This window comes from Paenibacillus sp. FSL R5-0908 (assembly GCF_038006245.1).
Classification (GTDB): Bacteria; Bacillota; Bacilli; order Paenibacillales; family Paenibacillaceae; genus Paenibacillus_AQ; species Paenibacillus_AQ odorifer.
This window is the reverse complement of the sequence record NZ_JBBOUV010000001.1, coordinates 3,936,934-3,963,862: the sequence shown is the minus strand read 5'-3', so window position 1 is coordinate 3,963,862 and position 26,929 is coordinate 3,936,934. Positions and strand designations below refer to the sequence as shown.

At 42.9% G+C, this 26,929-nt stretch carries 21 protein-coding genes; 4 read left to right on the top strand and 17 right to left on the bottom strand.

The window, feature by feature from the left end; genetic code table 11:
• The 10 genes from MKZ09_RS17960 to MKZ09_RS17915 all read right to left on the bottom strand — a co-directional run bounded on the left by MKZ09_RS17960 (position 1) and on the right by MKZ09_RS17915 (position 14,131).
• Positions 1 to 1,818 carry a glycosyltransferase gene (locus MKZ09_RS17960; RefSeq protein WP_081394141.1) on the bottom strand — a complete coding sequence of 606 codons (1,818 nt, stop codon included), beginning with the start codon at positions 1,816 to 1,818 and terminating at the stop codon, positions 1 to 3.
• 586 nt (positions 1,819 to 2,404) lie between these two features.
• A complete protein-coding gene (gene treR, locus MKZ09_RS17955) occupies positions 2,405 to 3,124 on the bottom strand; it encodes a trehalose operon repressor (protein ID WP_076133134.1) in 720 nt (239 codons plus the stop codon).
• Positions 3,125 to 3,288: 164 nt separating this feature from the next.
• Entirely contained in the window at positions 3,289 to 5,259 is a 1,971-nt protein-coding gene (gene treP / locus MKZ09_RS17950) for a PTS system trehalose-specific EIIBC component (RefSeq protein WP_076201262.1), read from the bottom strand.
• A gap of 50 nt (positions 5,260 to 5,309) precedes the next feature.
• Positions 5,310 to 7,013 (bottom strand): alpha,alpha-phosphotrehalase, encoded by a 1,704-nt coding sequence (treC, locus tag MKZ09_RS17945; RefSeq protein WP_256719135.1) that lies wholly within the window; start codon positions 7,011 to 7,013, stop codon positions 5,310 to 5,312.
• A 386-nt stretch (positions 7,014 to 7,399) separates the two neighbouring features.
• Positions 7,400 to 8,587, bottom strand: coding sequence for a phosphopentomutase (gene deoB / locus MKZ09_RS17940; protein WP_076201264.1), 1,188 nt, complete (start codon positions 8,585 to 8,587; stop codon positions 7,400 to 7,402).
• 20 nt (positions 8,588 to 8,607) lie between these two features.
• The gene (locus MKZ09_RS17935; RefSeq protein WP_076201266.1) at positions 8,608 to 9,789 is read right to left on the bottom strand and encodes a NupC/NupG family nucleoside CNT transporter; all 1,182 of its coding nucleotides are present in this window, start codon (positions 9,787 to 9,789) and stop codon (positions 8,608 to 8,610) included.
• A gap of 15 nt (positions 9,790 to 9,804) precedes the next feature.
• The gene (locus MKZ09_RS17930) at positions 9,805 to 11,109 is read right to left on the bottom strand and encodes a purine/pyrimidine permease (RefSeq protein WP_076201268.1); all 1,305 of its coding nucleotides are present in this window, start codon (positions 11,107 to 11,109) and stop codon (positions 9,805 to 9,807) included.
• Positions 11,110 to 11,156: 47 nt separating this feature from the next.
• Positions 11,157 to 11,864 carry a purine-nucleoside phosphorylase gene (gene deoD, locus MKZ09_RS17925; RefSeq protein ID WP_076201270.1) on the bottom strand — a complete coding sequence of 236 codons (708 nt, stop codon included), beginning with the start codon at positions 11,862 to 11,864 and terminating at the stop codon, positions 11,157 to 11,159.
• 161 nt (positions 11,865 to 12,025) lie between these two features.
• Complete coding sequence (locus MKZ09_RS17920; protein ID WP_076201272.1) at positions 12,026 to 13,459, bottom strand: helix-turn-helix domain-containing protein; 1,434 nt, start codon at positions 13,457 to 13,459, stop codon at positions 12,026 to 12,028.
• Between the two features lie 120 nt (positions 13,460 to 13,579).
• Entirely contained in the window at positions 13,580 to 14,131 is a 552-nt protein-coding gene (locus tag MKZ09_RS17915; RefSeq protein WP_076133143.1) for a biotin transporter BioY, read from the bottom strand.
• 247 nt (positions 14,132 to 14,378) lie between these two features.
• On the opposite strand from MKZ09_RS17915, the gene MKZ09_RS17910 reads away from it, so the two are divergent.
• Positions 14,379 to 15,356: a biotin--[acetyl-CoA-carboxylase] ligase gene (locus MKZ09_RS17910; protein ID WP_076201274.1), complete on the top strand. Its 978-nt coding sequence runs from the start codon at positions 14,379 to 14,381 to the stop codon at positions 15,354 to 15,356.
• Positions 15,357 to 15,486: 130 nt separating this feature from the next.
• On the opposite strand, the gene MKZ09_RS17905 is transcribed toward MKZ09_RS17910, so the two are convergent.
• From MKZ09_RS17905 to MKZ09_RS17890, 4 genes are all read right to left on the bottom strand, one after another.
• Positions 15,487 to 16,839, bottom strand: coding sequence for an MATE family efflux transporter (locus MKZ09_RS17905; RefSeq protein ID WP_076201276.1), 1,353 nt, complete (start codon positions 16,837 to 16,839; stop codon positions 15,487 to 15,489).
• A 233-nt stretch (positions 16,840 to 17,072) separates the two neighbouring features.
• Entirely contained in the window at positions 17,073 to 17,756 is a 684-nt protein-coding gene (locus MKZ09_RS17900; RefSeq protein ID WP_076201278.1) for a MarR family winged helix-turn-helix transcriptional regulator, read from the bottom strand.
• A gap of 295 nt (positions 17,757 to 18,051) precedes the next feature.
• Positions 18,052 to 18,834 (bottom strand): ABC transporter ATP-binding protein, encoded by a 783-nt coding sequence (locus MKZ09_RS17895; RefSeq protein ID WP_076201280.1) that lies wholly within the window; start codon positions 18,832 to 18,834, stop codon positions 18,052 to 18,054.
• 114 nt (positions 18,835 to 18,948) lie between these two features.
• Positions 18,949 to 19,791 carry a helix-turn-helix transcriptional regulator gene (locus MKZ09_RS17890; RefSeq protein WP_076201282.1) on the bottom strand — a complete coding sequence of 281 codons (843 nt, stop codon included), beginning with the start codon at positions 19,789 to 19,791 and terminating at the stop codon, positions 18,949 to 18,951.
• Positions 19,792 to 19,940: 149 nt separating this feature from the next.
• On the opposite strand from MKZ09_RS17890, the gene MKZ09_RS17885 reads away from it, so the two are divergent.
• The 3 genes from MKZ09_RS17885 to MKZ09_RS17875 all read left to right on the top strand — a co-directional run bounded on the left by MKZ09_RS17885 (position 19,941) and on the right by MKZ09_RS17875 (position 23,112).
• Positions 19,941 to 21,650 (top strand): glycoside hydrolase family 2 TIM barrel-domain containing protein, encoded by a 1,710-nt coding sequence (locus tag MKZ09_RS17885; RefSeq protein WP_076201284.1) that lies wholly within the window; start codon positions 19,941 to 19,943, stop codon positions 21,648 to 21,650.
• A gap of 184 nt (positions 21,651 to 21,834) precedes the next feature.
• Positions 21,835 to 22,356 carry a DUF3231 family protein gene (locus tag MKZ09_RS17880; RefSeq protein ID WP_076133156.1) on the top strand — a complete coding sequence of 174 codons (522 nt, stop codon included), beginning with the start codon at positions 21,835 to 21,837 and terminating at the stop codon, positions 22,354 to 22,356.
• Positions 22,357 to 22,479: 123 nt separating this feature from the next.
• Positions 22,480 to 23,112, top strand: coding sequence for a LysE family transporter (locus MKZ09_RS17875; RefSeq protein ID WP_076133437.1), 633 nt, complete (start codon positions 22,480 to 22,482; stop codon positions 23,110 to 23,112).
• Here the strand turns inward: MKZ09_RS17875 and MKZ09_RS17870 are convergent.
• The 3 genes from MKZ09_RS17870 to MKZ09_RS17860 all read right to left on the bottom strand — a co-directional run bounded on the left by MKZ09_RS17870 (position 23,109) and on the right by MKZ09_RS17860 (position 26,860).
• The gene (locus tag MKZ09_RS17870) at positions 23,109 to 24,545 is read right to left on the bottom strand and encodes an amino acid permease (protein WP_076201286.1); all 1,437 of its coding nucleotides are present in this window, start codon (positions 24,543 to 24,545) and stop codon (positions 23,109 to 23,111) included. The genes MKZ09_RS17875 and MKZ09_RS17870 overlap by 4 nt on opposite strands.
• 205 nt (positions 24,546 to 24,750) lie before the next feature.
• Positions 24,751 to 26,079, bottom strand: a complete 1,329-nt coding sequence (locus MKZ09_RS17865; protein ID WP_076201288.1) for a metal-dependent hydrolase family protein — start codon at positions 26,077 to 26,079, stop codon at positions 24,751 to 24,753.
• A 172-nt stretch (positions 26,080 to 26,251) separates the two neighbouring features.
• Positions 26,252 to 26,860 (bottom strand): TetR/AcrR family transcriptional regulator, encoded by a 609-nt coding sequence (locus MKZ09_RS17860; RefSeq protein WP_076133162.1) that lies wholly within the window; start codon positions 26,858 to 26,860, stop codon positions 26,252 to 26,254.
• Between the last annotated feature and the right edge of the window lie 69 nt (positions 26,861 to 26,929).

Below are 26,929 nucleotides of genomic sequence, written 5' to 3'. Positions count from 1 at the left end.
TTATAAAGTTATGTATTGCTTCAAATAATCGCGATTAGCCATGACGCTCGGAGAATCTGGTACATAGCTCCCAGCTATCTCGTTGTGACAGTGAGCTTGTTCGTATTGTCCTAAGCGATCGTAACAGACGCATAATTGCAAATGCGGCAGCCACGTCCATGCCGGAACGTCTACTCTAGCGTTAGGCTCAGTCGGCTTTGGTACTTCCGTGGCTAGCTTGTACCAAAAAGCAGCATTCTCAAACCGTTGTTCGATTAGCTCATAAGACCCTAATTGACAACAGGCTTCGGCTCGGGGAGGCGACAAGGCAAAAGCTTGAAGTACTTTAAGCTTGGCTTCTTGAAAGAGACCTAATTGTGACAATGCATCGCCGGCACGCCGACTTGCAAGTAGCTTGTCCTCCATCCAGCCATTCGTCATGGCAATGAAGGCATCGTATTGCTCTATCGCTCGCTGCCATTGGCCGTGATCGTATAACTCGTTGGCATAATAAAATAAATCCCGCGGAGTGAACCTCGTTTGCGCTTTCAACATCTCCTCATAGATGAGAAGATTACGCGAGGACTGCGTATGCTTTCGACCATGTGTTATACCTAACTCGGCATAGAACACATTGCCTGCGACCTCAAGGTACTCATGAACGACTCCAATCCAACGGAAATCACAACTTCGTCTTACCAGACGATTACGTCTCAAGCTCGAAGTTACACTTCCGTCTTTGTCATGGTCGAGATAATAATGCATCGATACAGCATCGATATCCCATGGTAGTTCGGATACGATGGACTGGAGAGCCTTTGTATCCTCTAATTGCAGATAATCGTCCGCATCCAACCACAGCAGGTACTCTTGAGTAGCGAGACTGAAGGCATAATTTCTTGCCTTGGAGAAATCGTTCACCCATTCGAAATCATAAACCCGTGCTCCATAAGATGCCGCAAGCTCTTTGGTCCCATCACTCGAACCTGTATCCACAATAATGATCTCATCGACAAGCTCCCTCACGCTGGATAAACAACGTCCTAAGGTGTGCTCTTCATTTTTTACAATCATGCATAGGCTGACAGTGACTTTCCTTGTGCCGCTATGCAAGGAAGAAGTTAAATCGAATCCCCACTTGCTTATGGCCATAGCACGATTCAAGATTAATCGGTTATTGTACCAATCAGGATCATTGAGATCTACTGAAGGAGGTTCCTTCCGGAAGACTACGCATCCTTCGGCTATGTAAATATCCAGGTTCATAGATAACGTACGATAACACAGATCGTCATCCTCGTAAGATTCGACCTCAAATCGCTCATCAAAGGACCCAATCTGCTCAAAGTAGCGACGGGGTATCATCATTAGTAAACTGACAAGTCTAGGAACCCGGGTCCAAGACTTTGACTTTCCGATGGCAAGCATCGATGACGACTGATAGAGTTGCTCCATGTTCTGATATACAATCGGAATTCGTTGAGCGCCGCTAACATCATTCATCCTCGGACCCACGATTGCAGCATTCGAATGATGGTCCAGACAGCCCGACAACTCTTCTAACCATCCCTCGTTTACCATAATCTGATCGCGGATGAATACAAGACGGTCTCCCGAAGATGACACCGCGCCCAGATTGAATGCTGCTGCAACCCCTTTGCTCCGGCTATGAATGACATGAACGCCGCATTCATACGCAAGGTAATTCGACAATTCGGCAGATTTGTTATCCGAGACGACAATCAGCTCATAGGACATAGACGTATATTTCTTAATCCGATCCAGACATTGTGCGGTCAGGTTAAAGTGCTGAGCCAACAATATGATGCTAATATTCAATCGCTTTTCCTCCTATATTCGATATTTCCCCTAAATCTACCACTCTATTAGCGTTGCATTCAAGACAACCAAAGTTGCTATTAGCCCGTTTCACAAATAATGATAAGCTCAAAAAGACAGCCGGGAATCTAACTTTACTTTATTAATGTAATAAAGAGTTTTTTCAGGATGACAGAATTTTTCACCTAATAATTCTGGCTTGCGACGTATACCGTATTTGTTACGACTGGCTACGAAGGTATCGCTGTTTCCATATTCCAACAATATATATGTATAAAGGACATTTAAATAGTGTGGGTTGTCATCACTTTTGTCATATGACAATATGGAACATAATGGATGTTACATAAAAAAACTGCCTCTGAGGGCAGCTTTTTTTCTTAATATATCGTTTTTACGTACGGAGCGAATGAACCTCTGAAGCGTTCTTGTATCGGGAATTTGCTTAGTATTTGCTATATAACTCAACACACCTGATAGTGATTGAAAGGAATAGAGATTTCATATATCATAATCGGATTGTATTTATTCACAGGGAACTCTCATAAAAAAAGGATATCCCAAACTGGGACACCCTTGGATCAGCTTATCGCCTCACTCGTCGAGCAAAATCCACGAACTGGAATTTATCCAGCCGGTGTCTAGACTCGGTATATTGGTAAAGCACCGTGTTCTCCAAATAAACATAGTTTCGTACTACTACAATATGCGTAAAATTCTTCAAATCGAGCAGTCTATGATCCTCCTCGGTAGAAGGCTCAACGGATATCAGCTTCTTCGCATAACTGATTTTAAGCCCCAATTCCAGCTCCAGATAATCATAGATTGAGCCTTCCGCGATTTCCTCACTGAGAAAGGAAACAATATCCGCACGAAAATAATCCTTATCCAAAATGATCCGTTCACCTTCAATTTCTCTAGCGCGAACAACCTTCCAAATCAGAGTTTCAGGTGGAATCTGCAGATGTCTGGCGATTGCGGAGCCTGCCGGCTCTTGTATTGTCCGCTCTACCAGTGTCCGTGAGGCAGTACCCAGGGTATCGGCCATCTCTTTAAATGAAATCAAACCGGTAACAGGGAAATCCATTCGGGTCATGTCAAGCACAAAGGAGCCTCTGCCCTTAATTTTGTGAATATATCCTTCACGGAAAAGTAGATTCAGCGCTTTGCGCACGGTCTCTCGTGAAGTGGCGTAAGCTTCGGCGAGTTCACTTTCGGAAGGCAGCTTGGTTCCCGGCAGCAGTTGTCCAGAATGGATTTGGTTGCTGTATTCATTATAAATTTGCAAATATTTATTTTCTCTCAATTTTGATCACCGCCCTTTATTGTATCACGTCATGCCTTTGGAAGCATCGATTCAATTGGAGGGGAATTCATAGCGTTGAACATATAAATTCTTATATTTATAGAAAGACAGCCCCCAAGGGGCTGTCTTTCTATAGTATAAAGTCTTTGCCAATATAGCCTTTATCAACCCTTGAGATGAATAGTCAAGACGCTTGTTTGTTTGGCCGTAGCTGGTCCGGTCTTCTCTTCAATCTTCTCGACCATCTCCTGACCTGCAGGAATGATGATTGGAGTAATCACCGGGTAACCTGCTGCGCGGATAGCTTCCATATCAAATTCTAGTAGAAGCTCGCCTGCCTGCACCTTATCACCAATATTCTTCAGACTGGTAAAACCGCTACCTTTAAGCGCCACCGTGTTAATTCCAACGTGGATTAATACCTGAACACCGCTGGCATGCTCCAGTATAAGCGCATGTTTGCTCTTAATCACATGAGCTACTGTAGCATCAAAGGGAGCATATACTTTCCCCTCAGAAGGTTCGATTGCAATTCCCTCACCCATTTGCTTTTCAGCAAAGGCAGGATCGGGTACCTGTTCTAGCGATACTGCAGTTCCACTAAGTGGGGAGACAAGCTCCAGAATATTAACTGATTCCTGTGACCCTTGAACTGAATGACGGCTGCTCAATTCCTCTGGTTCGCTCGTAGGACTAGAAGCCTCTGTAGCTGTGTTCTTTTCGGAACGACCCACTACAGAACGTCCGTACAATACTGTGGCGGCAAACGGCACAACGAGAACAATAACCATACCTATGAAGAATACGCCCCACTGGTTCGGGAAAATCGAAAGGAAACCGGGAATTCCCCCTACGCCAATGGATGAAGCGCGAACCTGGTTAACGGTAAGGAGCATACCGGCAATTGCTGAGCCGATCATCCCGAAGATGAAAGGGTAGCGATAGCGGATATTCACCCCAAAGATTGCCGGCTCAGTCACGCCGAGGAATGCAGAGACGGAAGACGTAGCCGCCAAACCTTTTGCCTTTTGTTCTCTAACAACGAACATCATCGCCAGTGCCGCAGCGCCTTGTGCAATATTGGAGAGCGCCAGCATCGGCCAGAGGAAGGTGCCTCCCTCACTGCCGATGAGCTGTACATCGACTGCCAGGAAAGTATGATGCATCCCAGTGATGACCAGAAGTGCATAGAATCCACCATAGATCAAACCACCAAGGAGCGCAAAATGATCAAATACATAGATCAAACCCGAGGTGATAGCATTGGCAATGGCGAACGTAACGGGTCCGATAATGGTGAAGGCCAGAAAACCTGTGACCAGCAGGGTCACTGGAGCAACAACCAGTAGTTTAATGGAATCAAGCACCCGGCGGTTGAGGAACTTCTCCAGTCTAGCCAGAATATAGGCCGAAACCAGTACAGGCAATACTTGCCCCTGATAACCGATCTTCTCCAAATGCCAGCCGAACAAATTCCAGGTCGGCACGGTTCCCTCAGTTTTAGCACTTGCATAACTGTACGCACTTAATAGATCCGGATGTACGAGAATTAAACCCAGCACGATTCCCAGCAGAGGACTGCCCCCGAAACGTGTAACAGCTGCCCAACCGATAAGGGCTGGTAAAAAGGTGAAGGCCGTGCTGGCAATCGTGTTAATAATCGCAGCAATGTCTTTCCATGCAGGATAGACATCTACCAATGACTTACTATCAAAGAAGATACCAGGTCCGGTCAAAATATTATTAATCCCAAGCAGCAAACCTGCGGTTACGATGGCCGGAAGAATCGGAATAAAAATATCAGCCAGTGTTTTGATCGCCCGCTGCAGTGGATTCTGTTTCCGTGCTGCCGCTGATTTCACGTCATCCTTGGAAGAGCGGGCACCACCAGTGATCTGAATCATTTCATCGTATACTTTATCTACAGTTCCTGGTCCAATAACGATCTGGAACTGCCCCTGCGTAGAGAATTGTCCTTTTACGAGTTCGTTACGGTCCAGAGCTTCCGAATCCACCTTGCTCTCGTCATACAGCGAGAATCTCAGCCGGGTTACACAATGCGTCGCAACCTCAATATTCTCCTTGCCCCCAACCGCCCGTACAATATCTTCAACATTTTTGCGGTCTATAGCCATATCTTCACTCCTTACAAAATTGATGTGTGCTCCTTCTCAAGTACACCTCGTTAGCGGACTAACCACATGTAGGAAGCATAAGGACTAAGCTGAAGCTCTTGTGTTAATGAAGGTGCATCTGCTGTATTCCCAATCAGAAGCTCGTCCTTACCACTTGGCGACAATTCAGTCCAGTGATTATCTTTAAAGCGGAAAGAGATCTCTTTACTGCTGAAGTTCGAGACCACAACAAGTGTCTCTCCAACTCCTGTTCTGGCGTAAGCGAAGACTTCAGGATGACCTTCATCGAGTCTCTTGAAAATACCTTCTATGAATACTCCATACTCCTTGCGTAGAGCAATCAGTTTGCGGTAATGGTGAAAGATGGAATCAGGGTTTTCAAGTTCCTTCTGCACATTGATGTCTGGATACCGCTCATCTACCTTCAACCAAGGAGTACCAGTGGTAAATCCGGCATTCCGGCTGTCATCCCACTGCATCGGCGTACGTGAATTGTCCCGCGAACGTTCTTGGAGAATGCTGAGAGCAACCTCCGGGCTTTTCCCCTGTTCACACAGAATGCGGTACATATTTAGTGACTCAATGTCGCGGAACTCATCGATGCTTTTCCATACCGGATTCGGCATACCGATTTCTTCCCCTTGATATACATAAGGTGTTCCCTGAAGGCCATGCAGAGTTGTCGCGAGCAGCTTGGCGCTTTCCACACGGTAGAACTTATCATCTGTGAATCTGGAAAGAGCACGCGGTTGATCATGATTGTTAAAAAATAGTGCGTTCCAGCCTCCGCCTTTCTGCATTCCGGTCTGCCACTGCGCGAATAACCGTTTCATTGCCTCGAAATCATAAGGCATCAGTTCCCACTTCTGTCCATTCGGATAGTCGACTTTTAAATGATGAAAATTGAAGGTCATGGAAAATTCCCGCTCTTCGGGACTTGAGTACCGGATACAATGCTCCAGTGTAGTTGAGGACATCTCTCCTACAGTCACCATCTCAAACGGACCAAACACCTCTTCATACATTGCTTTGATGTATGCATGGACCTGTGGACCGTCAGTATAGAATTTACGTCCATCCCCCGGTGGAACACTCCCGTCATCATTAGGGAAGCGCTGATCTTTGGAGATTAAATTAATTACATCCATGCGGAAGCCGTCGACACCCTTTTTAGCCCAGAATAACATCATATCATTCACTGCTCTACGTACCTTCTCATTCTCCCAGTTCAGATCCGCTTGGGTTTTATCGAAGAGAGTAAGATAATATTGTCCCGACGCTTCGTCGAACTGCCAGGCAGGCCCACCGAACTTCGACTGCCAGTTGTTGGGTAAGCCGCCGTCCGGAGCCGGGTCCTTCCAGATATAGTAATCACGGAAAGGGTTGTTCCTGCTTGAAATGGACTGTTTGAACCACTCATGTTCAGTCGAGGTATGGTTAACCACGATATCAATCATTAGCTTCATTTCGCGTCTATGCAGTTCCTGTATTAGCTCGTCAAAATCCTCCATCGTACCGAAATCCGGGTTAATATTTTCATAATCTGCCACATCGTAACCGTTATCATGTTGCGGCGAAACATAAACCGGCTGTAACCAGACAATATCGATTCCAAGCTTCTGCAAATAATCTAATTTCTCAATAAGTCCTTTAATATCTCCTGTTCCGTTGCCTGTAGTGTCCTTAAAGCTCTTCGGGTACACCTGATACACCGTGGAGCGGCGCCACCATTCCGAATACTGGGACTGACTCAAGTTGAACACCTCCAAAAAGAATTCCTTTATTTCAACCATTAAACCTGTATATACAAGTTCAAACACTTCACACAGTTTAAACCTGTATATACAGGTTGTCAATACTATTACTACCGAAGGAGTGGCATGAGTAGAAACTAGATTATTTATAACGTTGTATTAGAATGCGATTCATCGAAAAAAGGTTAACGACAGGTGGCTCTAAAATTAACCCCTTTAATAATTGATTATTACCCTAATATTTGATCCGTAATAACAAAAAAAAGCCGATTTCTCGGCAGCTTTTTAGATACAAAGATATGTAGATAAAAAAACAAACAGGATCCCTTTTACTAATACAAGTTAGGTATCCTGTTTCTATTCAAAGTGTCTATTCAAATTATAGTTTATTTAAGCTCCTGTAGGAGGCTCTGACCAAATTGGGGCATGGTCACAACAAAGTTATCAGCAATTGTTGCTCCAATATCCGAAAAAGTTTTCGATATAGACAGCTCCCCTTGTCGATTGAAACTCTTACTGTAGAGAAGTAAAGGAACATATTCACGGGTGTGATCCGTACCGGCATGAATGGGATCATTCCCATGGTCTGCCGTAATTATTAGAAGATCGTCTTCACATAGCTCCGTTAGAACTTCATGTAATCGATCATCAAATTCTTCTAGCGCTTTCCCATACCCGATCGGATCTCTACGATGGCCATAAAGTGCATCAAAATCCACAAGATTCAAGAAACTGAGTCCTGTAAAATCAGTATGAAGGGTCTCCATGAGCTTATCCATGCCATCCATGTTAGACACTGTGCGAAAAGACTTGGTGACACCCTCCCCATCGTATATATCTGAGATCTTGCCAATCGCTAGTACATCGAACCCGGCATCCTTGAGCTCATTCATCACGGTTCTTCCATAAGGCTTCAAGGCATAATCATGGCGGTTCGATGTTCTTTTGAAATTTCCGGGCTGGCCGAGGAATGGTCTAGCAATCACTCTGCCTAGCATGTACTCCTCACGTAAAGTAATCTCTCTGGCAATCTCGCAGATTTGATACAGTTCTTCCAAAGGAATAACCTCTTCATGAGCCGCAATCTGAATCACGGAATCTGCAGAAGTATAGACAATGAGTGCACCTGTGTTCATATGCTCTTGTCCAAGCTCATCAAGAATAGCTGTACCACTAGCGGGTTTATTCCCAATCACCTTTCGTCCTGTTCTTTCTTCTAATTCATTAATTAATTCATAAGGAAACCCTTCAGGAAACACTTTGAAAGGAACATCAATTCGTAGGCCCATGATTTCCCAGTGACCTGTCATCGTATCCTTTCCATTAGAAGCTTCCTGCATTTTGGTCCAATAAGCTAAAGGGTGCTCTACTTTGGGAACTCCGGGTATAGAGTCAATATGGCTTAACCCTAGCTTGGATAACGCAGGAACATGTAGCCCATTCATTTTTTCTGCAATATGCCGTAATGTATGTGATCCTGCATCCCCAAACTTTTCAGCATCTGGGGCTTCACCAATGCCTACAGAATCCATAACGATGACGAAAATCCGCTTAAACCGGGGTGTTTGTTTCATGTTAATACTCCTTGCTACAACTAGAATATGATACCGATAATCAAAGCTGATAAAACGCTTACAAGTGTGGCGCCAAATAACAGCTTTAATCCAAATCGTGCGACGATATTCCCTTGCTTTTCATTCAATCCCTTCACTGCACCCACAATGGTACCAATCGACCCAAAGTTAGCAAATGAGATTAGAAAAACGGAGACAATGGCTGTAGTACGGCCACTTAAACCTTCTTGAATCTTAACAAAGTCAAGCATAGCAACGAATTCATTCGCAACAAGCTTTGTCGCCATAATACTACCGGCCTCAACAGCTTCATGCCATGGCACACCGATAAGAAAGGCGATGGGTGCAAAGACGTAGCCTAACACTCCTTGGAACGAGATTCCGAATATGCCACTGAAGACACCGTTAATTAAAGCAATGATTCCCACAAAACCAACTAACATTACCCCAACTACTATGGCTACTTTAAAGCCATCCATAATATATTCGCCCAGCATTTCAAAAAACGTTTGTTTTTCTTCTATCTGAACTTCAACAATATCTTCTTCAGGTGTAACTTCATACGGATTAATGATGGATGAAATGATAAATCCGCCAAATAGGTTTAATATCAATGCAGCTACTACATACCGAGGTTCTAGCATCGTCATATAGGAACCAACGATTGACATGGATACCGTAGACATTGCAGACGCACATAATGTATACAAGCGATGTTTTGGCAATAGTCCAAGCTGGTTTTTCACCGAAATAAATACTTCATTTTGTCCGACAATTGCGGCTGCAACTGCATTATAAGATTCCAATTTACCCATGCCATTTATTTTACTCAGCACCAAACCAATATACTTTATAATGAATGGCAGTATTTTGTAATGTTGCAAAATCCCAATCAATGCTGACATAAAAACAATGGGCATCAAAACATAAAGGAAAAATGTATGCGCCCCTTCATTTGCAATCCCGCCAAACACAAAATCAGTACCTTCATTGGCGTATCCAAGTAATTTTGCAAAACTATCAGCAAACCCTTTGATCAAAAATTCTCCAATGCTCGTTTTTAGGATAATTAATCCCAAACCTATCTGAATAGCAATCATTACAATGATTGGACGATATTTAATCTTTTTCTTATTGTTACTTCCTAGCCATGCCAGTAATAGAACAATAACCAAACCAGCAATAGAAATTAGATAATGCATTTTTAGCCCTCCAAATTATCGGTTAATTTTCTTGGAATCCTCATATCGAAATGCATCTTTCCACATTAACCCTTGTTCCAAAATAATTGCTAACAGGCTTCCGCATATTAATCCATTATTTAAAATGGCTATCACGATCGGAGATAAATGGGCTGTAGCTGATGCAGGAACAAACATTAAACCTACACCTACTAAAAGGGAAAGCCCACTGACAATAAATGTTCGCTCTTCATGAATAACCGTTTTCAATTCCTTTAGCGCTAGTCCGACCATCTTCACAAAAATGACGAAGGTAACAGAATAGCCTATGGGAGCTGGAATCGCAGATATGAAATTCATTATGGGCGGGAACAAGGATATTGAGATCACTAAGCTGCATCCTATTAAAAATGATCTGCGCTCCCTCATCCCCGTTTGCTCAACATATCCCGCTGCTCCCGAAATAGGGACTGAGCCGACCGCTCCTAAACCACCACTGATAAGATGCGTAATTCCAGAAGTTAACCCGGCGCGCAAATAACGACGATGATCCCCTTGCTTTGGTTTCATAACAGTTTCCATCAAACGGATGGATGCCACTGCATTGGTTATTAATAATAGGGTTAGTAAAAATGCAGTAGTAATTGTCCCGGCATCGAACCGGGGTGTTCCAAATGGGAATATTTCCGGCAGCTTAAATAGAGTATCCGCACGAGAAACCGCCGGCATACTACCGCAGATTATAAATAATAGGCAGCCTATCACTATACTGAAAATTATTGAAAACTGGCTGAGTAATACAAAGCGGCTGTTGCCTAACCAAAAGGTAATGCAGACCACAATCACACTAAGGATGAACACTTTAACATCTAACATGGTGTGGGCTATGGTAATCCCCATCATCCCTTTCATAAAAGATCCACTTAATTGAAAGATCAATAAAAGTAAATAAATAAAGGTGATGGTCGGAGTGAATAGACGAGCGATTTTATCCATTAGCTTAAATGCTGAAATTAGGATAAACAACACTCCGCTAATGATCATCGCTCCACTTAAAGCCTGTAAAGCGCCGTTGTTAGAGGAATAGATCCCTCCCACTAAACTCGCGTAAATGGTAAAAATGCTCCACCATAACCCTGCCGGACCTTCATGAATAGGGAACTTATGACCCATCAGGCCTTGTAAAAATCCAGCTATTGCTAAAGTAATCATGGTGCTCTGAATGAGTCCGGAAGTCTCTATGGGTGTTAAGTTATATAAATCTGCGATAGCAATGGGTGCAGCAATTGCACCAGCAATCATAAAAATCATCCACTGCAATCCTGACAGTATTACCTTCATTTCTTTCTCACTCTCTTTTCTAACAACACTGCACTCTTATCAATAAATCAGCCATCAATGACTGTGTTAAGAGCTACTTCTACCATTTCATAAAAGGATTGTTCACTTTCTTTATGAGTTAGGTGTTCCTGTCTTAACAATTGACTGCCGACGGTCAAAATCGATAAAGCTTTTACACCATATTTAGCGGCTAAAGTGTATAGGGCGGTACTTTCCATTTCTACAGCTAATACACCGAAATCCATAAACTTGTGAAGCCGATCTAAATTTTCACGATAAAATTCATCAGAATTATAGATGTTACCAACAAACACATTGGCATTTTTAGCTTGTGCTTGTTGATATGCTTTCATTAGCAATGAGAAATCTGCCGTTGGTGCAAAATTACAGCCATGAAAGATCTTTTCCGTCATATTACTGTCTGAAGATACTGCTTGGGCTAATATAATATCGCGGATATTGATTTCTTCCTGCATCGCGCCACATGTACCAATGCGAATCAATTTCTTAACTTCATAATCGACGATCAATTCTGTCGCGTAGATACTCATCGATGGATTTCCCATCCCTGTCCCCTGAACCGACACAGGCACACCCTTGTATAATCCAGTGTATCCATACATCCCTCTTACTTCGTTATAACAATAAGCCTCCTCTAAAAAGTGTTCTGCCACAAACTTTGCACGCAAGGGATCTCCTGGGAGCAACACGAGCTCTGCTATTTCTCCCTTATTTGCACCTAAATGCCTACTCATAGTTCTTCCTCCAACTTTTAATAGTAAACTGAGGTTTACCGAAATCGCTTTCCACTTGCCTTCAAGTAAAATCAGTTTCGAAACTAGATTGAGCATAAGGTTTTTTAAAATTACAAACTAGACCAAAAACTTACGGAGCTTACGGAAAATAATTGGTCAAATTATAAAAGCAGTTCTTTACGAATGTTGTCTAAGTCTCTTTTAGAGGGGATCGTAGAAATAATAACAACAGGCACTGTCTTTAATGCAACCGGGATATTACTAATGACAAGATCGATATTATTTTGCTGCATGATCTCGTCGGTCAGGCCTTTCATTATGGAAGTATTAAGGATCAACTGATCCCCAATTTCTTTTTTTATCAAATCTGCTATGTAATGACGAATTGAAAATTCTTCCCCGATCACTAAAAAAGCCCTCTTACTTTTGTAACGTAAACTCGAACGGACAATTAAGGTTAGTTTTGTTAAATGAAAATTATTGAAGAGAACGGAAGGGTAAGTTTTATTCCACGTTTGCATACAGGTTTGCATTTCTTGATAAATCTGCTGGCACTCCTGCTCTACATATGTTGTTAAATGACTTTTCGAAATCATCATCCATTCCGGAATGGCATTTTCGATTAATAGCTTGTCAAAGAACCCGTAAATCTCCAAAATAAACCGTTCTTGCATATGCAAGTTCGGGTATACCTTTGCTAATAACATTAGAAGCAGATTCCCCATTTGATATTCTTCTTTATCCTTATGTAATTCGACTTCTTTCATCGGAGTGATCTCTGACCCTTCATAATAATGATATTGGCTGAGGCTAACCATGGATTGCATAAAGAATATTTCACTGTTTGGAAATTCAAGGGACAGCTTGTCCTCAAGACATTTTGCAATAGTTTTCACTGGAAAATAAAACATCCCCTTTTCCCAAGGGTAAGCATTTTCGTCGATTTTCACACATTTTCCTTTAGCCACTCTTTCTATAACAATGGCCAACAAAAACGATAATCTCCTTTTGGAATTGATAAAATATACAATGTTATTCTCATTTTCTATATTTGTGATTAACTGATTAATATAAGCAAAATCAACATTCGCAAAGGGCCATCCTGTAAACTCATACGCATCACCATATAACTTCCAATAAAAATATCGAATATTCATTTCATTCCCTTTGATCATGGGGGTAGAAAAACTAATGCGAAGCTTATAAGCTTTTAGATCATCATTATTTAATTGCACAATCAATTTCTTCAAAGACGAGGTACTCATAAACATGGCTTCGGAGAGCTCCTCCACAGACAGTCGATCCACATTCGTAAATAAAAAATCCATCAGCCGATAAAAGATGGTTTGTCTGAACATAGAAGAAATCACTTCACTAATCGTACTTCGCCCATCACGTTGAAGAACTATTCCCTTTCCTCTAGAAACCTCAATGGTTACAGTAGATGGTAATTGCTTGCTGATTTCCTCCACCATCTTCCGGATGGTCTTATCAGAGATCCCTAAACTTTTTTCAATTTCCGCTAAGGTAAACCATCTATGTTCCGTATCAAGCAGCGTTAATAGTTGACTAGCTAAATTAAATCCCTTATCCATTTTTTCCACACCCACTTCAATTTCGTTTTAATTTTTATAGTATAAACAAATTCGCAACCATAACCCTATTATTTTTCAATAAAAAAACCCGGGTTTTATTTACCCGAGTTTCAAATCACATTATATTTGTGTTTTTTCTTCAATAGGGCTAATTGCTTTCAGCTGCATCGTTATGACGGCTGCAATAACGGATTTGATGATGTCTCCCGGAAGAAAGGCTAATGCTCCGACAAGACCAGCCCAGATCGAAGTATTGGTTATCAATGCCATGACAGGGGCACCAATCAGACTCACTAGTAATACACCGAAGATTATGTTGATAGCTACCAGCTTCCAAGTTCGAACCTTCGGCCAGATTTTTTCGGAATACCAGCCAATAAGGCCGGCCGCGATTGGAAAGCTAAATATGTATCCTGCAGAAGGTCCAACTAGCACCGCGATTCCGCCGCGACCGCCAGTCAGTACAGGCAGCCCAATGGCTACTAGTATGATGAAAATAATTAGACTGAGGGCTCCCATCCGTTTCCCCAGAAAACATCCGGCCAACATGACACCAAGCGTCTGGGCAGTGATCGGAACGGGGATGAAGCCGAGTGGGATGGGCGGTATCATCCCCAACACCGCGATAAGTGCTGCGAATAATGCAGCATAAATAAGTTCTTTTGTCTTCAAAAGAATGACCTCCATTGGTTATCAATGATTGTATTCTGGTCAGTAAATACGTCCAGTAAGCTGAATTATAATGGAGATATTCTTTATTGTAAACCATAAATTATTATATGGTTTACAATAGAATAAAATACCATGCTTGAGTTTTTCCTATTGTTATATAGAATTAGAGTATTCAGTCGCAATCGTTGGATGTTAATCTATTCAATGGGTTTTGCTCGGAGAGTTATACTTTTGGAGGTTTAAGTTCATGACAGTAAAAGAACATATTCTTGCCTTGCTCGACAGTAATAAGGGTGAATATTTTTCCGGCGAGGAAATAGCCGTTCAGTTATCCGTGACGCGCAGCGCGGTCTGGAAAGCCATAAAATCTTTACAGACAGACGGTTATTCCATACAAGCTGTAACCAATAAAGGATACTCCATGTCACCACAAACGGATATCTTATCAGCCAGTGCAATTTCAAAGTACCTGGATACTCAGGGGCAAAAGTTACGAGTCGAAGTCTTTAAGACCATATCTTCCACGAATGAAGCCGTAAAAAACCTTGCCTCAAATGGAGAAGCTGAAGGTAAAGTGATCCTTTCGGAAGAACAAACAGCTGGTCGCGGGCGAATGGGCCGGAAGTTCTTTTCTCCACCTGGAACGGGTATCTATATGAGTATCCTGCTGCGTCCCAAGCTGTCCGCAACAGACTCAGCTTTATTGACCACTTGCGCCGCAGTAGCTGTAGCCCTTTCTATCGAGAGCGTATCCAGTAAAGAAACGCAGATTAAATGGGTGAATGACGTTTTCATGGAAGGGAAAAAAGTGTGCGGGATTCTTACCGAAGCATCCGTGTCACTGGAAAACGGCTGGCTTGATTATGCTGTTCTCGGCATCGGTATCAATGTAGTCCTCCCTTCCGAAGGCTTTCCCAATGATCTTACCGAGATTGCAACAACTGTAATTTCCGAAAACAATCCTTATGGTGATCTCCGCAACCGGCTCGTTGCAGAAGTACTAAACAATTTCATGAGATATTATGAGCATTTAACGGACAGATTGTTTCTTTCCGAATACAAAAAAAGGTTAATTTCACTTGGCGAACCTGTGACCGTGATAAAGGATAATGAACAACGTAAAGCAACAGCCATTGATATCGATGACGATTGCCATCTGAAAGTCAGATATGAGAATGGTGACGAGGAGTATCTTTCAAGTGGAGAAGTCAGCATTAAAATTTAACTGGAGCTTCGCCTCCAAAGCAGCTATGTGCTGACACATGGCAGGCTGCATCATCATACGAGCCAAAAAAACCTTGCTGATCCAAGGTTTTTTTAGATGAACTTAAAATATCTACTTAAAGCTCAGGATTCTACTGAACTAAAGTATCTAAATCAGGCTGCAATTTGTTCCGCAGAACATACAGCATGATGGCACCCACAAGGAACGCAACAGCATCCGAAATGACGAGCGACCAGACTACTCCGTGAAAACCGTTCATTCGATTAGCGATATACAATACTGGAATCAGAGTAATACCTTGAATAATTGACATAATAAAGGCGGCGGTTCCTTGTGCTGTCGCTTGGAATATCCCTGTAAACAACGCGGTCGTTCCTGAAATGAACAGGGATAAGAACGTTACATGAAGAATGTAGCTGCCCAGTTCAATTAATTGCGGGTCATTCGTAAATAAACCGATTAAGTGGTCGGAAATCAGATATACAATAATGCCGAACACGGCAGCTAATGCTACAGTCACTTTGATTGTGAATGTAATGGTATGCTTCATGCGTAATTTATTGGCTGTAAAAGAGAAGGCAATCAGCGGCACAACTCCCTCGCATAAGCCCATTAGAATAACCTCTGGAAATTGTAATAAACGTGATGAAATTCCGAAAGCCGCAATGGCCTGCTCCCCATATTCGACCAGAAAACGGTTAAAGATGAGTGACATTGCACCCATGAAGAGACTCATAACAAAGACTGGAACTCCAATTTTAAATACATTGCTGAGAATGTCTTTGGAAGCTTTGAACCATTTTACAGAGATGGTTAAGAATTGGCTCTTATATCCCATGTGGAAGGCGTAGAATGCACTTGCAACCAAGTTAGAAATGACTGTAGCAGATGCAACCCCGATCACGTCCCAATGGAAGACGAAAATGACTAGCGCATCGAGAATAATATTCACAACAACACTGAGAAGCATGCCGATCATCGAAGTGATCGCTGCCCCCTCCGAGCGCACAATATTCTCCAGCGTGAAGAATAGAACGACGAAAGGTGAACCAATAAGCATAATCGTGACATAGTCCTTCGTAAATCCGAAGGAGTCAGGCGTCGCTCCCAAGCCATGAACGATTGAATCGATCAACGGGATGCCGGCAGCCATCAAAATAAGACCGAGAGCTAAACTGCTGTAAAAGGCGAATGAAGACACATGCTTTACATCATCATATTTTTTCTCTCCCAGCAAACGGGAGATGAATGCACTGCTACCGATGCCAATCAAGTTACCTAGCGCCATAATGGCAGCGAATAACGGTAAAGTTAGTGCGAGTGCGGTTAACATCGCAGTATTGCCCAGTGTACCTAGGAAATAGGCGTTCAAAATGGAGTATATGACACTCATCGACATGCCTAGCATCATCGGTACTGCGAAGTGAGCTACGGCTTTTGCGACAGGTGCTTTTTCAAAGTAATGGAGGTTTTCTGCATCCATAGAGTTCACCACTATCTTTCTTTATTTTGTTTTTTGAAATTACTTAGAATTCTAACTATCGGTCCAATATGAACCGTGACGCAGCAACAAGCAAACCTGTACCCTAACGACGAGTTTTCAGATTTGGCGTACGAAATTTGACTATTCTTCAGTTTCACATTACGCTGCCTTTGCCGTTCATCTTTCTCTGGTGGAAAGGCAGCGCCTCAGCTATGTTTGCTAAAAGACTTTAATTACTTATCGTCCGGGCCATGTGGCTTGTCAGGTGACGAATTACTGTCATCGCTGGAAGGCCAGCCGAATCCGTGCATGTCACCACGACCTTCTTCGCCAAACCCTGGGAACCTTCCGCTAAAGCGTTCGTCCCTAGAATTTCCCCACATTCTATGCATTTGTCCGCGCATAGCCATCATTTTTTCAAATTCCTCTGTTCCCATACGTGCCTTGGCAGCTTCCATCCACATAGCCATCACATCACGTTCTCCGTCCGATCCAAGTTCTTCCTCCAAAGCTGTTATGACGCGAGTTAGGTAATCCCCGAAAGCTATCTGCTCATCTGGCAATAAGCGAGAAAATATGTTGCCGCTGTCTCTCTCTTGTTTCTCTTCCTCTTGTCCTTTTTGCGTTAGGTATATCAACATGATACGTTTGTCTGTTTCTGAGGGTTTACGGGTGATGTATTCTGCTTTCTCCAGTTTACCAAGCAATTCATTGAGGGATGATACACGGATGTCCAGCATATAGGATAAGTCTTTGGTGCTGATACCGTCTTTCATCCGAAGAAACGCTAATATCCTCCCTTGCCCACGTGATGCGTCGGCCATAGGACCAACCGCGGCATGAGACTTCAAGTGTTGCCTTTGCAACAGCCATTGCAGTTTCGCAAGTTTTTCGTACAATTCAGTATTCATGTCCATAATGAATCCTCCATTGAGTTTTTACGGTACCTGTTGAACTTTATAACGGTACCTGTTGATTTGTATTATAACGGTACCTGTTAAATATGTCAAAATGTTTTTTACAGGTACCGTTAATATGTTGTTTTACTGTTTATTGACGTGGCTTATAAGCTTGCAAACAAATACAAAACCCGCGCGGTGCGCGGGTTATTTTAAAATTATATTGTGATCAGTTTTCATTTTTTATATCTGCAAGCAATCCTTCAAACCACTTCAGAACGGTTTGCTCGCCTGTTCGATGTGCCTTGATATTCTACTTATCACCGGCAAGTGTAAGCCACTTGCGGTTATGATGTTCTTGTACTTCAACGGGAGTATCGAAGAAATCGCTCAAAACATCTGACTGCAAGCAGTTTACTGTCACGTCACCTTTGTAGATTTCACCGTTCTTTACCAGCAGTGTGTGCGTGAAGCATGGTGTTATCTCCTCGATATGATGGGTTACATACAGCAAGGTTGGTCCACCGGGTTGCTTCGTAATCTTCTCGATCATCTGCAGCAGCTGTTCACGGGCAAAAATATCTAGTCCCGTGCACGGCTCATCAAGGATTAGTAGATCTGGATTGGCCATTAGTGCGCGTGCAATGAGGACTTTCTGACGCTGTCCTTGCGACAAGGTATCATATGTACGACCAGCCAAAGAAGAGCAGTCTAGAAACTCCATTAACTCCTCGGCTTGCTTTTGATCCTCTTCATTCGTCTTATCATACAGACCTATCGTCGCGAATTTTCCGCTTAGGACGATGTTCAGGGCAGTCTGATGGCCGTACAGCTTCTGCTGCAAGGAGGTGCTTACCCAACCGATTCGTTTGCGTAGCTCTCTCAAGTCCACATCGCCAAAGCGATGGTCCAGCACCTCGACTTGTCCTGTTGTCGGCCAGATATAGCCGTTCACGACGTTTAGCATCGTCGTTTTCCCTGATCCGTTCAGACCGACGATACACCAGTGTTGTCCCTGCTTCACTTCCCAATTCATATGGCGTAAGATCATTGTCGTATCACGCTGCCATGATACATTTTTGAGTGATATAATCATGCCCAATTTCCCCTCCTTAAACATGCCTCAATGAGTTCAATATTATCATGGTACAGCCCTTCCCGTAAAAAAACATAACCGCACGATTTTTTCGCCCGAGGTTCTAAGGGATAATTAATCTTTGATTCTCTGTTTGTTCCGGTATACTGTTGGAGGGATCCCGTTAAGCTGTTTAAAAATTTTGCTGAAATGATATTCTTCGTAGTACCCGCATAATTTGGCGATTTCCTTAACTGGATAATCGGTAAAAACCAGATAACGACAAGCTTGCTGGTTCTGTATGTGCATATGGTATTCCTTCGGCCCCATCCCCGTAAATTTCAGGAACATCTTCCGCAAGTAAGATGGCGAAATGCCGTATTTCTCTGCCAATTTCTCGATCCGGTGATGATTCTTATAGTCGTTCTCGAGTGTTTTCTTGATCTGTTCGAAGGCAGCGAAAGCTCCTGAATCCATCAGATTCCAATCCGGTTGCACGGTCTGGTGCAGCATATGCAGCAGGATCTGCATTTTAGCCCGGGAGACAGCTATGCCATCGGTTAGTCCGGGCAGCCAGTCCTGGTGAATCCCCCAGACCAGCTGGCTAATTTCCTCAGCTTGCTGTTGATTATATTGGCTTAAGAAAGGAAGTCTCAGTTTTCCGATTGGCTTGACTTCCTTCCATACCGCATCATAACTAAGCTCTGCACAATCGAAGAGCAGCATCGTAATGCGAAGTGGAGCATCCATCTGCGAACGCATGGACAGTTTAAGGCCTGGTTTTAAATAGATTAGCATACCAGCCTCTACTTTGTGCTCAACATTGGTCAGAAAAACCCCTTTACCTTCATGAATCCAGTACAAGCTGTGCACATTTACCATGTTACGGATGTCCTCCCAGCCGGGATAAGTAGCTTTATCGAGTACAAAATGGATATGCACTGTGAGGTCATTCAGCTTATAATCATTTTCTTCCAATTATTATTCCCTCCAGCTGCTAAAAGAGCGATTTAAACAAGACGGTAACGTTTTTTTCTATTCAATGCTTAAACTCCAAATGTTACTATCCATATTATCAAGATGTCTGAAATTCACAATACATTACAGAAAAAAAAGGAGGAACACACTTGTTAAGGACTTTTAGGGAGTATCAAATTCGGAGTACTGAGCTGTTGGATGGGCCTTGGGATTTCATAATGGATCCGTTAAATACGGGTGTTCAAGAAAAATGGTTTGAGCGATTTCCACATTCTCAAATGTCTCTTTATGTGCCCTCATGCTGGAATAATGAATTGGGAATGTACGATTATGAAGGTGTGGGATGGTATCGTAAAAAAATACAGACTGTAAATGCGCAGCATGTCAGACTCATCTTTCATGCCGTGCTGGGCCATGCCGATGTCTATTTGGACGGGCAGCACCTTGGTTATCACTATGGAGGATTTACGCCCTTTGAATTTATTGTCCCTTCCTTAGGGGCAGGAGAACATGAGATTGTCATCCGGACGGACAGCACCTTGGACCGACTTACGATTCCTACGGAGCAGGTGGATTGGTTTCATTATGGGGGTATCATACGGCCGGTAGAGCTGCAATATTTGCCTGATCTTTACATCGAACAACTGAAGATTGATTATGAACTGCATGGACCAGATGCCGATGTCACTGTTCAGGTGCAGCTCCATTCATTCTATAATGAGCAGCACACTACAAAAATCACATTCTCCGAAAGCGGACATGAATTGCACTCGGAAGAAGTACGAATTGAGACTGGCCAGACCCTCAGTCATACGTTCAAGTTGCTTCTGCCTGAAGTACGTTTGTGGAACGTAGGTCTTCCAGAACTGTATACCTTTCAACTACGGACAGAGGAAGACGACAAGATTGAACGGATCGGTTTTCGCTGTATTGAGACAAAGGATCATCGGATTCTAATTAACGGTTCACCCGTATATCTTAAGGGGGTGAACCGACATGAAGAGCATCCTGAGTGGGGTTTTGCCTTCCCTCCGAAGCTGATGCACAAGGAGCTCAGTATCATTTTGGAGTTAGGTTGCAATTCCGTCCGGGGTTCTCATTATCCCCAAAGCCCATATTGGCTTGATCTACTCGATGAGCAAGGGATTGTATACTGGAGCGAAATTCCGATATGGGGTGCCTTTCTGCCGAACGAAACAGTAAGTGAGCCGCTCTTCCAGGAGCGTGCACTGACTATGATTGAAGAAATGATCAGCTTGCATATGCATCACCCAAGTGTGATCTTCTGGTCTGTTCATAATGAGATTGATACCCGGACCCAAGAAGCATATGCTTTTACACAAGCTCTAGTCGGATTGGTGAAGAAACTCGACAGCACTAGGCTCGTCACCTACGCTACGATGCATCCACTCGAAGATATTCTACTTCCTTTATTCGATGTTATCGGTATTAATAAATATTTTGGTTGGTACGAAGGCGATACAGCCAGCTTCAAAGACATGCTGGAACAGTTCCATGTGCGTGCGGAGCAGATGGGAGCCGGTGACAAGGTAGTGCTCATGACGGAATTCGGTGGTGCTGGACTATTTGGGGATGTGGGCTGGGAGCCGAGATTGTTCAGCGAGGATTATCAGGCAGATATTGTAACTGAAGCACTGGCGATCTTCAAAAATGATTCGAAAATTGGCGGGACTTACATCTGGCAGTTTGCAGACATCCGCGGCGATCTGAAGAGCAGCAGCAAGAACTTTCGCGACCGTGCCCGCGGCTTCAACAATAAGGGTCTGGTTAATGAATACCGCAAACCTAAACAATCCTTCCGTGAAGTGCGCCGTATCTATCGATCTTGGACAGATTAATATCCACATTGACTAAGAAGCCCATCGTCAGCGTGGGCTTCTTAGCGTACTCGTATAGATTTTTCTTTCTACAGAAAAGTCCTTTCTAAAAATTGTAAGCGCTAATGGTGTAAGTGCTGCAATTTTCGTGTTTTTTGTGGGCATGATAATGTTTGTTCAAATCTAATAATAAAGGAGCCTATTTATGACAGGAATTTTAGGCGGTAACCCTAAAGAAGAACCGATGCATTATGGAGAAATCTTCACGGTTTGGCAAGCCTCAATGGTTGCAAAGGGAGCGCTCTCTTGTTACAGAGCTTATTTGTATCATGCTGGAGATAGTGATCTGAAAAAAATATTAGGAGCATTAATTGATCAAGCGGAGCTTGAAATCAGCGAGTGTGATACACTGCTCTCAGAGCAAGGTATTGCATCTGCACCAGTAATGCCAAATCGGCCCGATGCTAAACTTGAAGATATTCCTGTAGGGGCACGTTTCACAGATCCTGAAATTGCAGCCAAACTTGCAGCTGATAATGCTGTTGGACTTGTGGCATGTAGTCAGGCAATGGGACAATCGATCAGAGAAGATATAGGGGCTTTGTTTGCTAAATATCACCTTACCAAAGCAGCCATCGGTCTTAAAATTCTACATTTGACTAAGAAAAAAGGCTGGTTGATTCCTCCACCTCTTCTTGTCAAAAGACCTGAATCCGTTAAGGCGTAATCCTACTCACTCTTCAACTTCTTATAAAAGAAAGAAGGCCTGCGATCATCCGAGGGCCTTCTTTTGGTTGTCCTACTACTACCTTTATTGGAATATGTTATCTATATAAAGGAGGAGGACAACATAAACGTATTTATAGGTTATATGATTCTAGGATTATCCCTCTCGGCACCTCTCGGACCCATTAATGCAGCACAGTTGGACAAGGGACTCCGCGGAGGATTTATGCCTGCCTGGATAGTTGGTTTAGGGGCGGTTAGTGCCGATATCATCTATATGCTGCTTGTTTATTTTGGCCTCATTCATCTGCTGAATGCTCCGTTTGTTAAAGTGTTTTTATGGTTGTTCGGATTCTTTGTCCTTGTCTATTCAGGTGTAGACAGCATTAAAAATACAAGAGAAATTTCAGGGATCGAGATGAGGGGAAACGATGTCTCACTGTCCAAATCTTATCTTTCGGGATTTCTGATGTCCTTGTTTAATCCCCTCTCCATCCTTTTTTGGCTGGGGATATACGGCTCAATATTAGCAAAGGTGGTTAGCGAGTATCCAATGCAGCAGTTATTGATCTACAGTGGAGCGATCGTCCTCGGGATCTTATTCTGGGATGTAGCCATGGCTGCCGCCTCCAGCCTCTTCCGTAGATTTTTGACCGTCCAGGTATTAAGGGTGATTTCTATTCTATCGGGTCTCTCACTGATTGGCTTTGGTTTTTATTTTGGTGTACAGGCTGCCCGACTTCTCTTTTTTCATTAAACCTTGTTTCTTCGCATCCTGATGCCCTTAATCCGAAATTCAGGACCGCCCGGTAAAGAATGATATTCATTGGACTGTTCGTCCGTACTGTGATCCTTAACAGAACCGCCATTCTTGTTATGGATATGTTGAACAATCCAATCACTCAACGCAATCAGTGAAACAATTAACAGACTGATGTAGAAGCCTGGACGGCTGAGCGCGTGAAAAAGCGTACCTGCTACAGCTGTAGCGATCAGCACTAAGCCTAGCCAGCGTTTCACCCCGTTTAGAAGACTGGGCTTAAGCAGCTTGCGGGAGGAGAGCAATATAAAGGACCAGTTATAGAGGATCATCAGTCCGGCAGCAGTTGTAATGTATTCATATACTTTTCCTGGCAACCACAATGACATCATAATGGCACACCCTAAACCTCCAGCTATTAAACAAAGGGCAAAAAACGGATATTTATCCTTCCATTTCTTCGAAAAAACCTTGGGTGCATCCCCTTCCTGTGAAAGAGTGATCATCATCGAGGTAATGGCATAAAGCGAAGCTGTCATCGTGGAGAACCCAGCTATGATCAACACCCCGTTAAACAAATGCGGTATAAAGGTCAGATGGTCGCTGCTGAGCGCGAGCACAAAAGGACTTTCTTTTGGATTAAAAGCACTAAGCGGCACCATGATTACTGCAAGCCCGATTGAGAGAACGTATACTGTAGCCAGTCCCAGCAACATCACCTTTCCTGCTTTTTGAGCTTCCTCAGGTTTCTTTAGCCTGTAGGACATAATTCCCAGCACCTCAATGCCACCATAGGCATAAAAAGCAAAAATAAAGGCAGACCACAACCCGATACCTCCTGACGGAAATAACGCTTTGAACCCAAGTGGAACTTTCGGTGAGAACTTAGAACCGCCGATCCAACCCGTCAGAAGTACGGCAGCAATAACTAGGAACATTAGTATAGCCGCCACTTTAATGATGGCCAGTATATTTTCAACCCTGTCAAAGCCCTTATTGCCAAAAAACACAATCAACAGGCTCACAACAGCGTAACCGGCAGCAAATATCCACATCGGTACGGCCGGGAACCAAAATCGTGAGAAAATGGACAATGCTGTGAGCTGACTTCCCATAATCAACAGTTCCGAAAACCAATATACCCAGCCGCTCCCGAACCCTGCCCAATTTCCAAATGCTTTTTTTGCATAGGATCGAAATGAACCCTGCTCCGGATCTTCCGCTGTCATCTGAGCCAGTGCATCAAATACGACATATGTTCCAATAGCAGCTAAAATGTAGGCTAGCAGCACTGCTGGCCCTCCCATAGAAATTGCTAGACCTGAACCCAAAAAGTACCCGGTTCCTATAGTGCCAGCAATGCCTAACAAGCTTAGTTGCCACCATTTCAGTTTATCTTCTTCTTCAGTTTTACTGGAAGGTTGCTTCATGAATTCCGTCCTCATCCTGATTAGAATTTGAGATGTCTCTCATCTCTAGAATTCCCTTCAGGCGGGTCCGTTATTTACAGGAATCATAATAAATAAGCTTCCTGACCAGAAAGGCTGAGAGGCTTATAGTTATTCATACCGGGTGCTGTTCTTTTAAGAATAGCTAGGATACCCAAACGTGCTTCTACGATCATTTATCTCACTCCTAAATACTCCAAACCGTATCCAGCAGCTCGTCAACTGCTTGAATTCTGGTCACAGATGGTGTTTGTATTAAATTTCCTCTGACCATAACCATAGCTACATCAGACAAAGCTTTTATGTTCTCTAATGGGTTTTGCTCCATCATGATTAAATCCGCATATTTGCCAACTTCTATTGTCCCTGTCTGGTGATCGATTCCCAAAATATCTGCATTTGATTTGGTTACTAGTTCAATAACCTGACTTGCGTTCAACTTTGTTTGTCGCATGAAATGATCAAGCTCACGCCAAAGATCATAGTGGGTTACATAGGACATAGCGGCATCTGTGCCCACACCAATTTTGATATCATGTTTTATAGCCTGCTGTAGACCTGTTAACATAGAGTCATACACAAGCCGGGCATTTTCCTTAACGGTTGTATTCAACTTTGTCAGGCTCGGATCTAATTTCGCACTGGGATAAGCTGCTTGTAAAGTAGGGATCACAGCGGTGTAGCCCTTTAAGGCTCTGGGATTATTTTTGTACAGCCTGATCATTTCCTCATCCATCTCCGCGCCGTGTTCAATAGTATCCACCCCACCCTTTAAAGCAACTCTTACACCTTCGGTACTTTCTGCATGTGCCGCCACACGCATCCCAATTTTATGAGCTTCCTCGCAAATCGCAGCCACCTCTTCTTCTGTCATTTGCAAGCGGCCAGCTTCTCCGACCCTTTTGGCATCGGTAACCCCGCCAGTTACACATATTTTGATTAGGTCTACTCCGTTTTTTACATTGATTCTTACATTTCTTCTCCCTTCCCATGGTGAATCACCGACTAATGCCAAATAAGGTGCACCGTGGCCATCCGTTACGCTCAGGAAATACCCAGACACCAAAAGATTAGGTCCAATAAATTGATTTGCCTTAATCTCATCCCTCAAAAGAACATCAGTATAAAAAAATTCACCTACGCTACGCATCGTTGTTACTCCGGAATGCAGTGCGGTTAGGGCATTTTTTTTCATCCGTTTCTTCAACACGTTTCTGCCCAGTCTCGTATCCAAAATATGATGAAACGCAAAATTCAGCAGCCCTTCACTGGCAGACAGCGTAAACGGCTTGCCATCGGCAAAAAGATGGACATGCGCATTGATGAGACCGGGCATCACATATTTCCCCGAACAATCGATCGTTTGGTAATGGGTCGGGACAGTTACAGCGCTTACTTTCCCGATCTCCTCAATCAATCCGCTTTCATGAATCAAAATAGTCATATGGGTGTCCGTGCCTTTTATTGCATCTCCATAAATAACATTGCAGTCCTTAAATGCATAACCTATCTTCATCGTAGCTTCCTCCGTTTCATGATTGCACTATTCAATAATGAATAAATTATTCATTATTGAATTAAAAAAATAGGGACCCTCATAGATGCTAAATATGCATATCTACTTGGTTGTCCCTAATTGCAGCATTATGCGCCAGTTCCACCCCACACCTAAATTCGGAGCATTGACGTTATTCGTTTAAGCTTTTTAGTCCATGCAGCCAGTATAAGCTTAATGCCTCAAAAATCCGTTTCCGGCTATCGGCGCTCATCTCGTGCTTTAATAAATCCAGAATCATATTGATGACATTGTTCGCGATGATCTTCAGCAGAATCATATTTTCTTCGGTTCCGATTTCGTATCTTTTATAATGATCCTTAATATAGGGCCTTTTAGTTTCGATCATCAGATCGATCAGCTCGTTTTTGGCATTGCTATATACGGTCCCTTTATTCTTTTCAAAAATAATGACAATCTGCCTGCTGTACTGGGTTAATATAGTTATTTGCTCTTGAACGATAGCTGATTTTTTCTCATTATTAACATCATCAAAAAAAGTCTGGTTATCGATGCGAATATTTTCCACTAACACATTCTTCAAATAGTCCACTAAAGACGGCGGAACAACCGAATAGAACAACTCTTTTTTATTTTTAAAATAAGTATAAATATTTCCAACAGAAATTTGAATTTCATCGGCAATATCATTCATTTTGGCATCAGAGAAGCCTTTTTGGAAAAATACCTTTAAAGCGGCAGATTCAATTTCCTGTTTCACTTCATCTTTTTTAGACTGCATATTGCCCCTCACTTTAATAATGAATTGATTATTCACTATTAAAAATAATTCAAAAGATTGAATTTGTCA

Excerpts from the sequence above, each read along its gene's own strand:
- treP (WP_076201262.1), bottom strand. The coding sequence starts at position 5,259 with ATGGCTATAGACCGCAAAAATGTTGAAGATATTGTACGGGCGGTTGGG.
- deoB (WP_076201264.1), bottom strand. The coding sequence starts at position 8,587 with ATGAAACAAACACCCCGGTTTAAGCGGATTTTCGTCATCGTTATGGAT.
- MKZ09_RS17935 (WP_076201266.1), bottom strand. The coding sequence starts at position 9,789 with ATGCATTATCTAATTTCTATTGCTGGTTTGGTTATTGTTCTATTACTG.
- MKZ09_RS17930 (WP_076201268.1), bottom strand. The coding sequence starts at position 11,109 with ATGAAGGTAATACTGTCAGGATTGCAGTGGATGATTTTTATGATTGCT.
- deoD (WP_076201270.1), bottom strand. The coding sequence starts at position 11,864 with ATGAGTAGGCATTTAGGTGCAAATAAGGGAGAAATAGCAGAGCTCGTG.
- MKZ09_RS17920 (WP_076201272.1), bottom strand. The coding sequence starts at position 13,459 with ATGGATAAGGGATTTAATTTAGCTAGTCAACTATTAACGCTGCTTGAT.
- MKZ09_RS17910 (WP_076201274.1), top strand. The coding sequence starts at position 14,379 with ATGACAGTAAAAGAACATATTCTTGCCTTGCTCGACAGTAATAAGGGT.
- MKZ09_RS17905 (WP_076201276.1), bottom strand. The coding sequence starts at position 16,839 with ATGGATGCAGAAAACCTCCATTACTTTGAAAAAGCACCTGTCGCAAAA.
- MKZ09_RS17900 (WP_076201278.1), bottom strand. The coding sequence starts at position 17,756 with ATGGACATGAATACTGAATTGTACGAAAAACTTGCGAAACTGCAATGG.
- MKZ09_RS17895 (WP_076201280.1), bottom strand. The coding sequence starts at position 18,834 with ATGATTATATCACTCAAAAATGTATCATGGCAGCGTGATACGACAATG.
- MKZ09_RS17880 (WP_076133156.1), top strand. The coding sequence starts at position 21,835 with ATGACAGGAATTTTAGGCGGTAACCCTAAAGAAGAACCGATGCATTAT.
- MKZ09_RS17870 (WP_076201286.1), bottom strand. The coding sequence starts at position 24,545 with ATGAAGCAACCTTCCAGTAAAACTGAAGAAGAAGATAAACTGAAATGG.
- MKZ09_RS17865 (WP_076201288.1), bottom strand. The coding sequence starts at position 26,079 with ATGAAGATAGGTTATGCATTTAAGGACTGCAATGTTATTTATGGAGAT.
- MKZ09_RS17860 (WP_076133162.1), bottom strand. The coding sequence starts at position 26,860 with ATGCAGTCTAAAAAAGATGAAGTGAAACAGGAAATTGAATCTGCCGCT.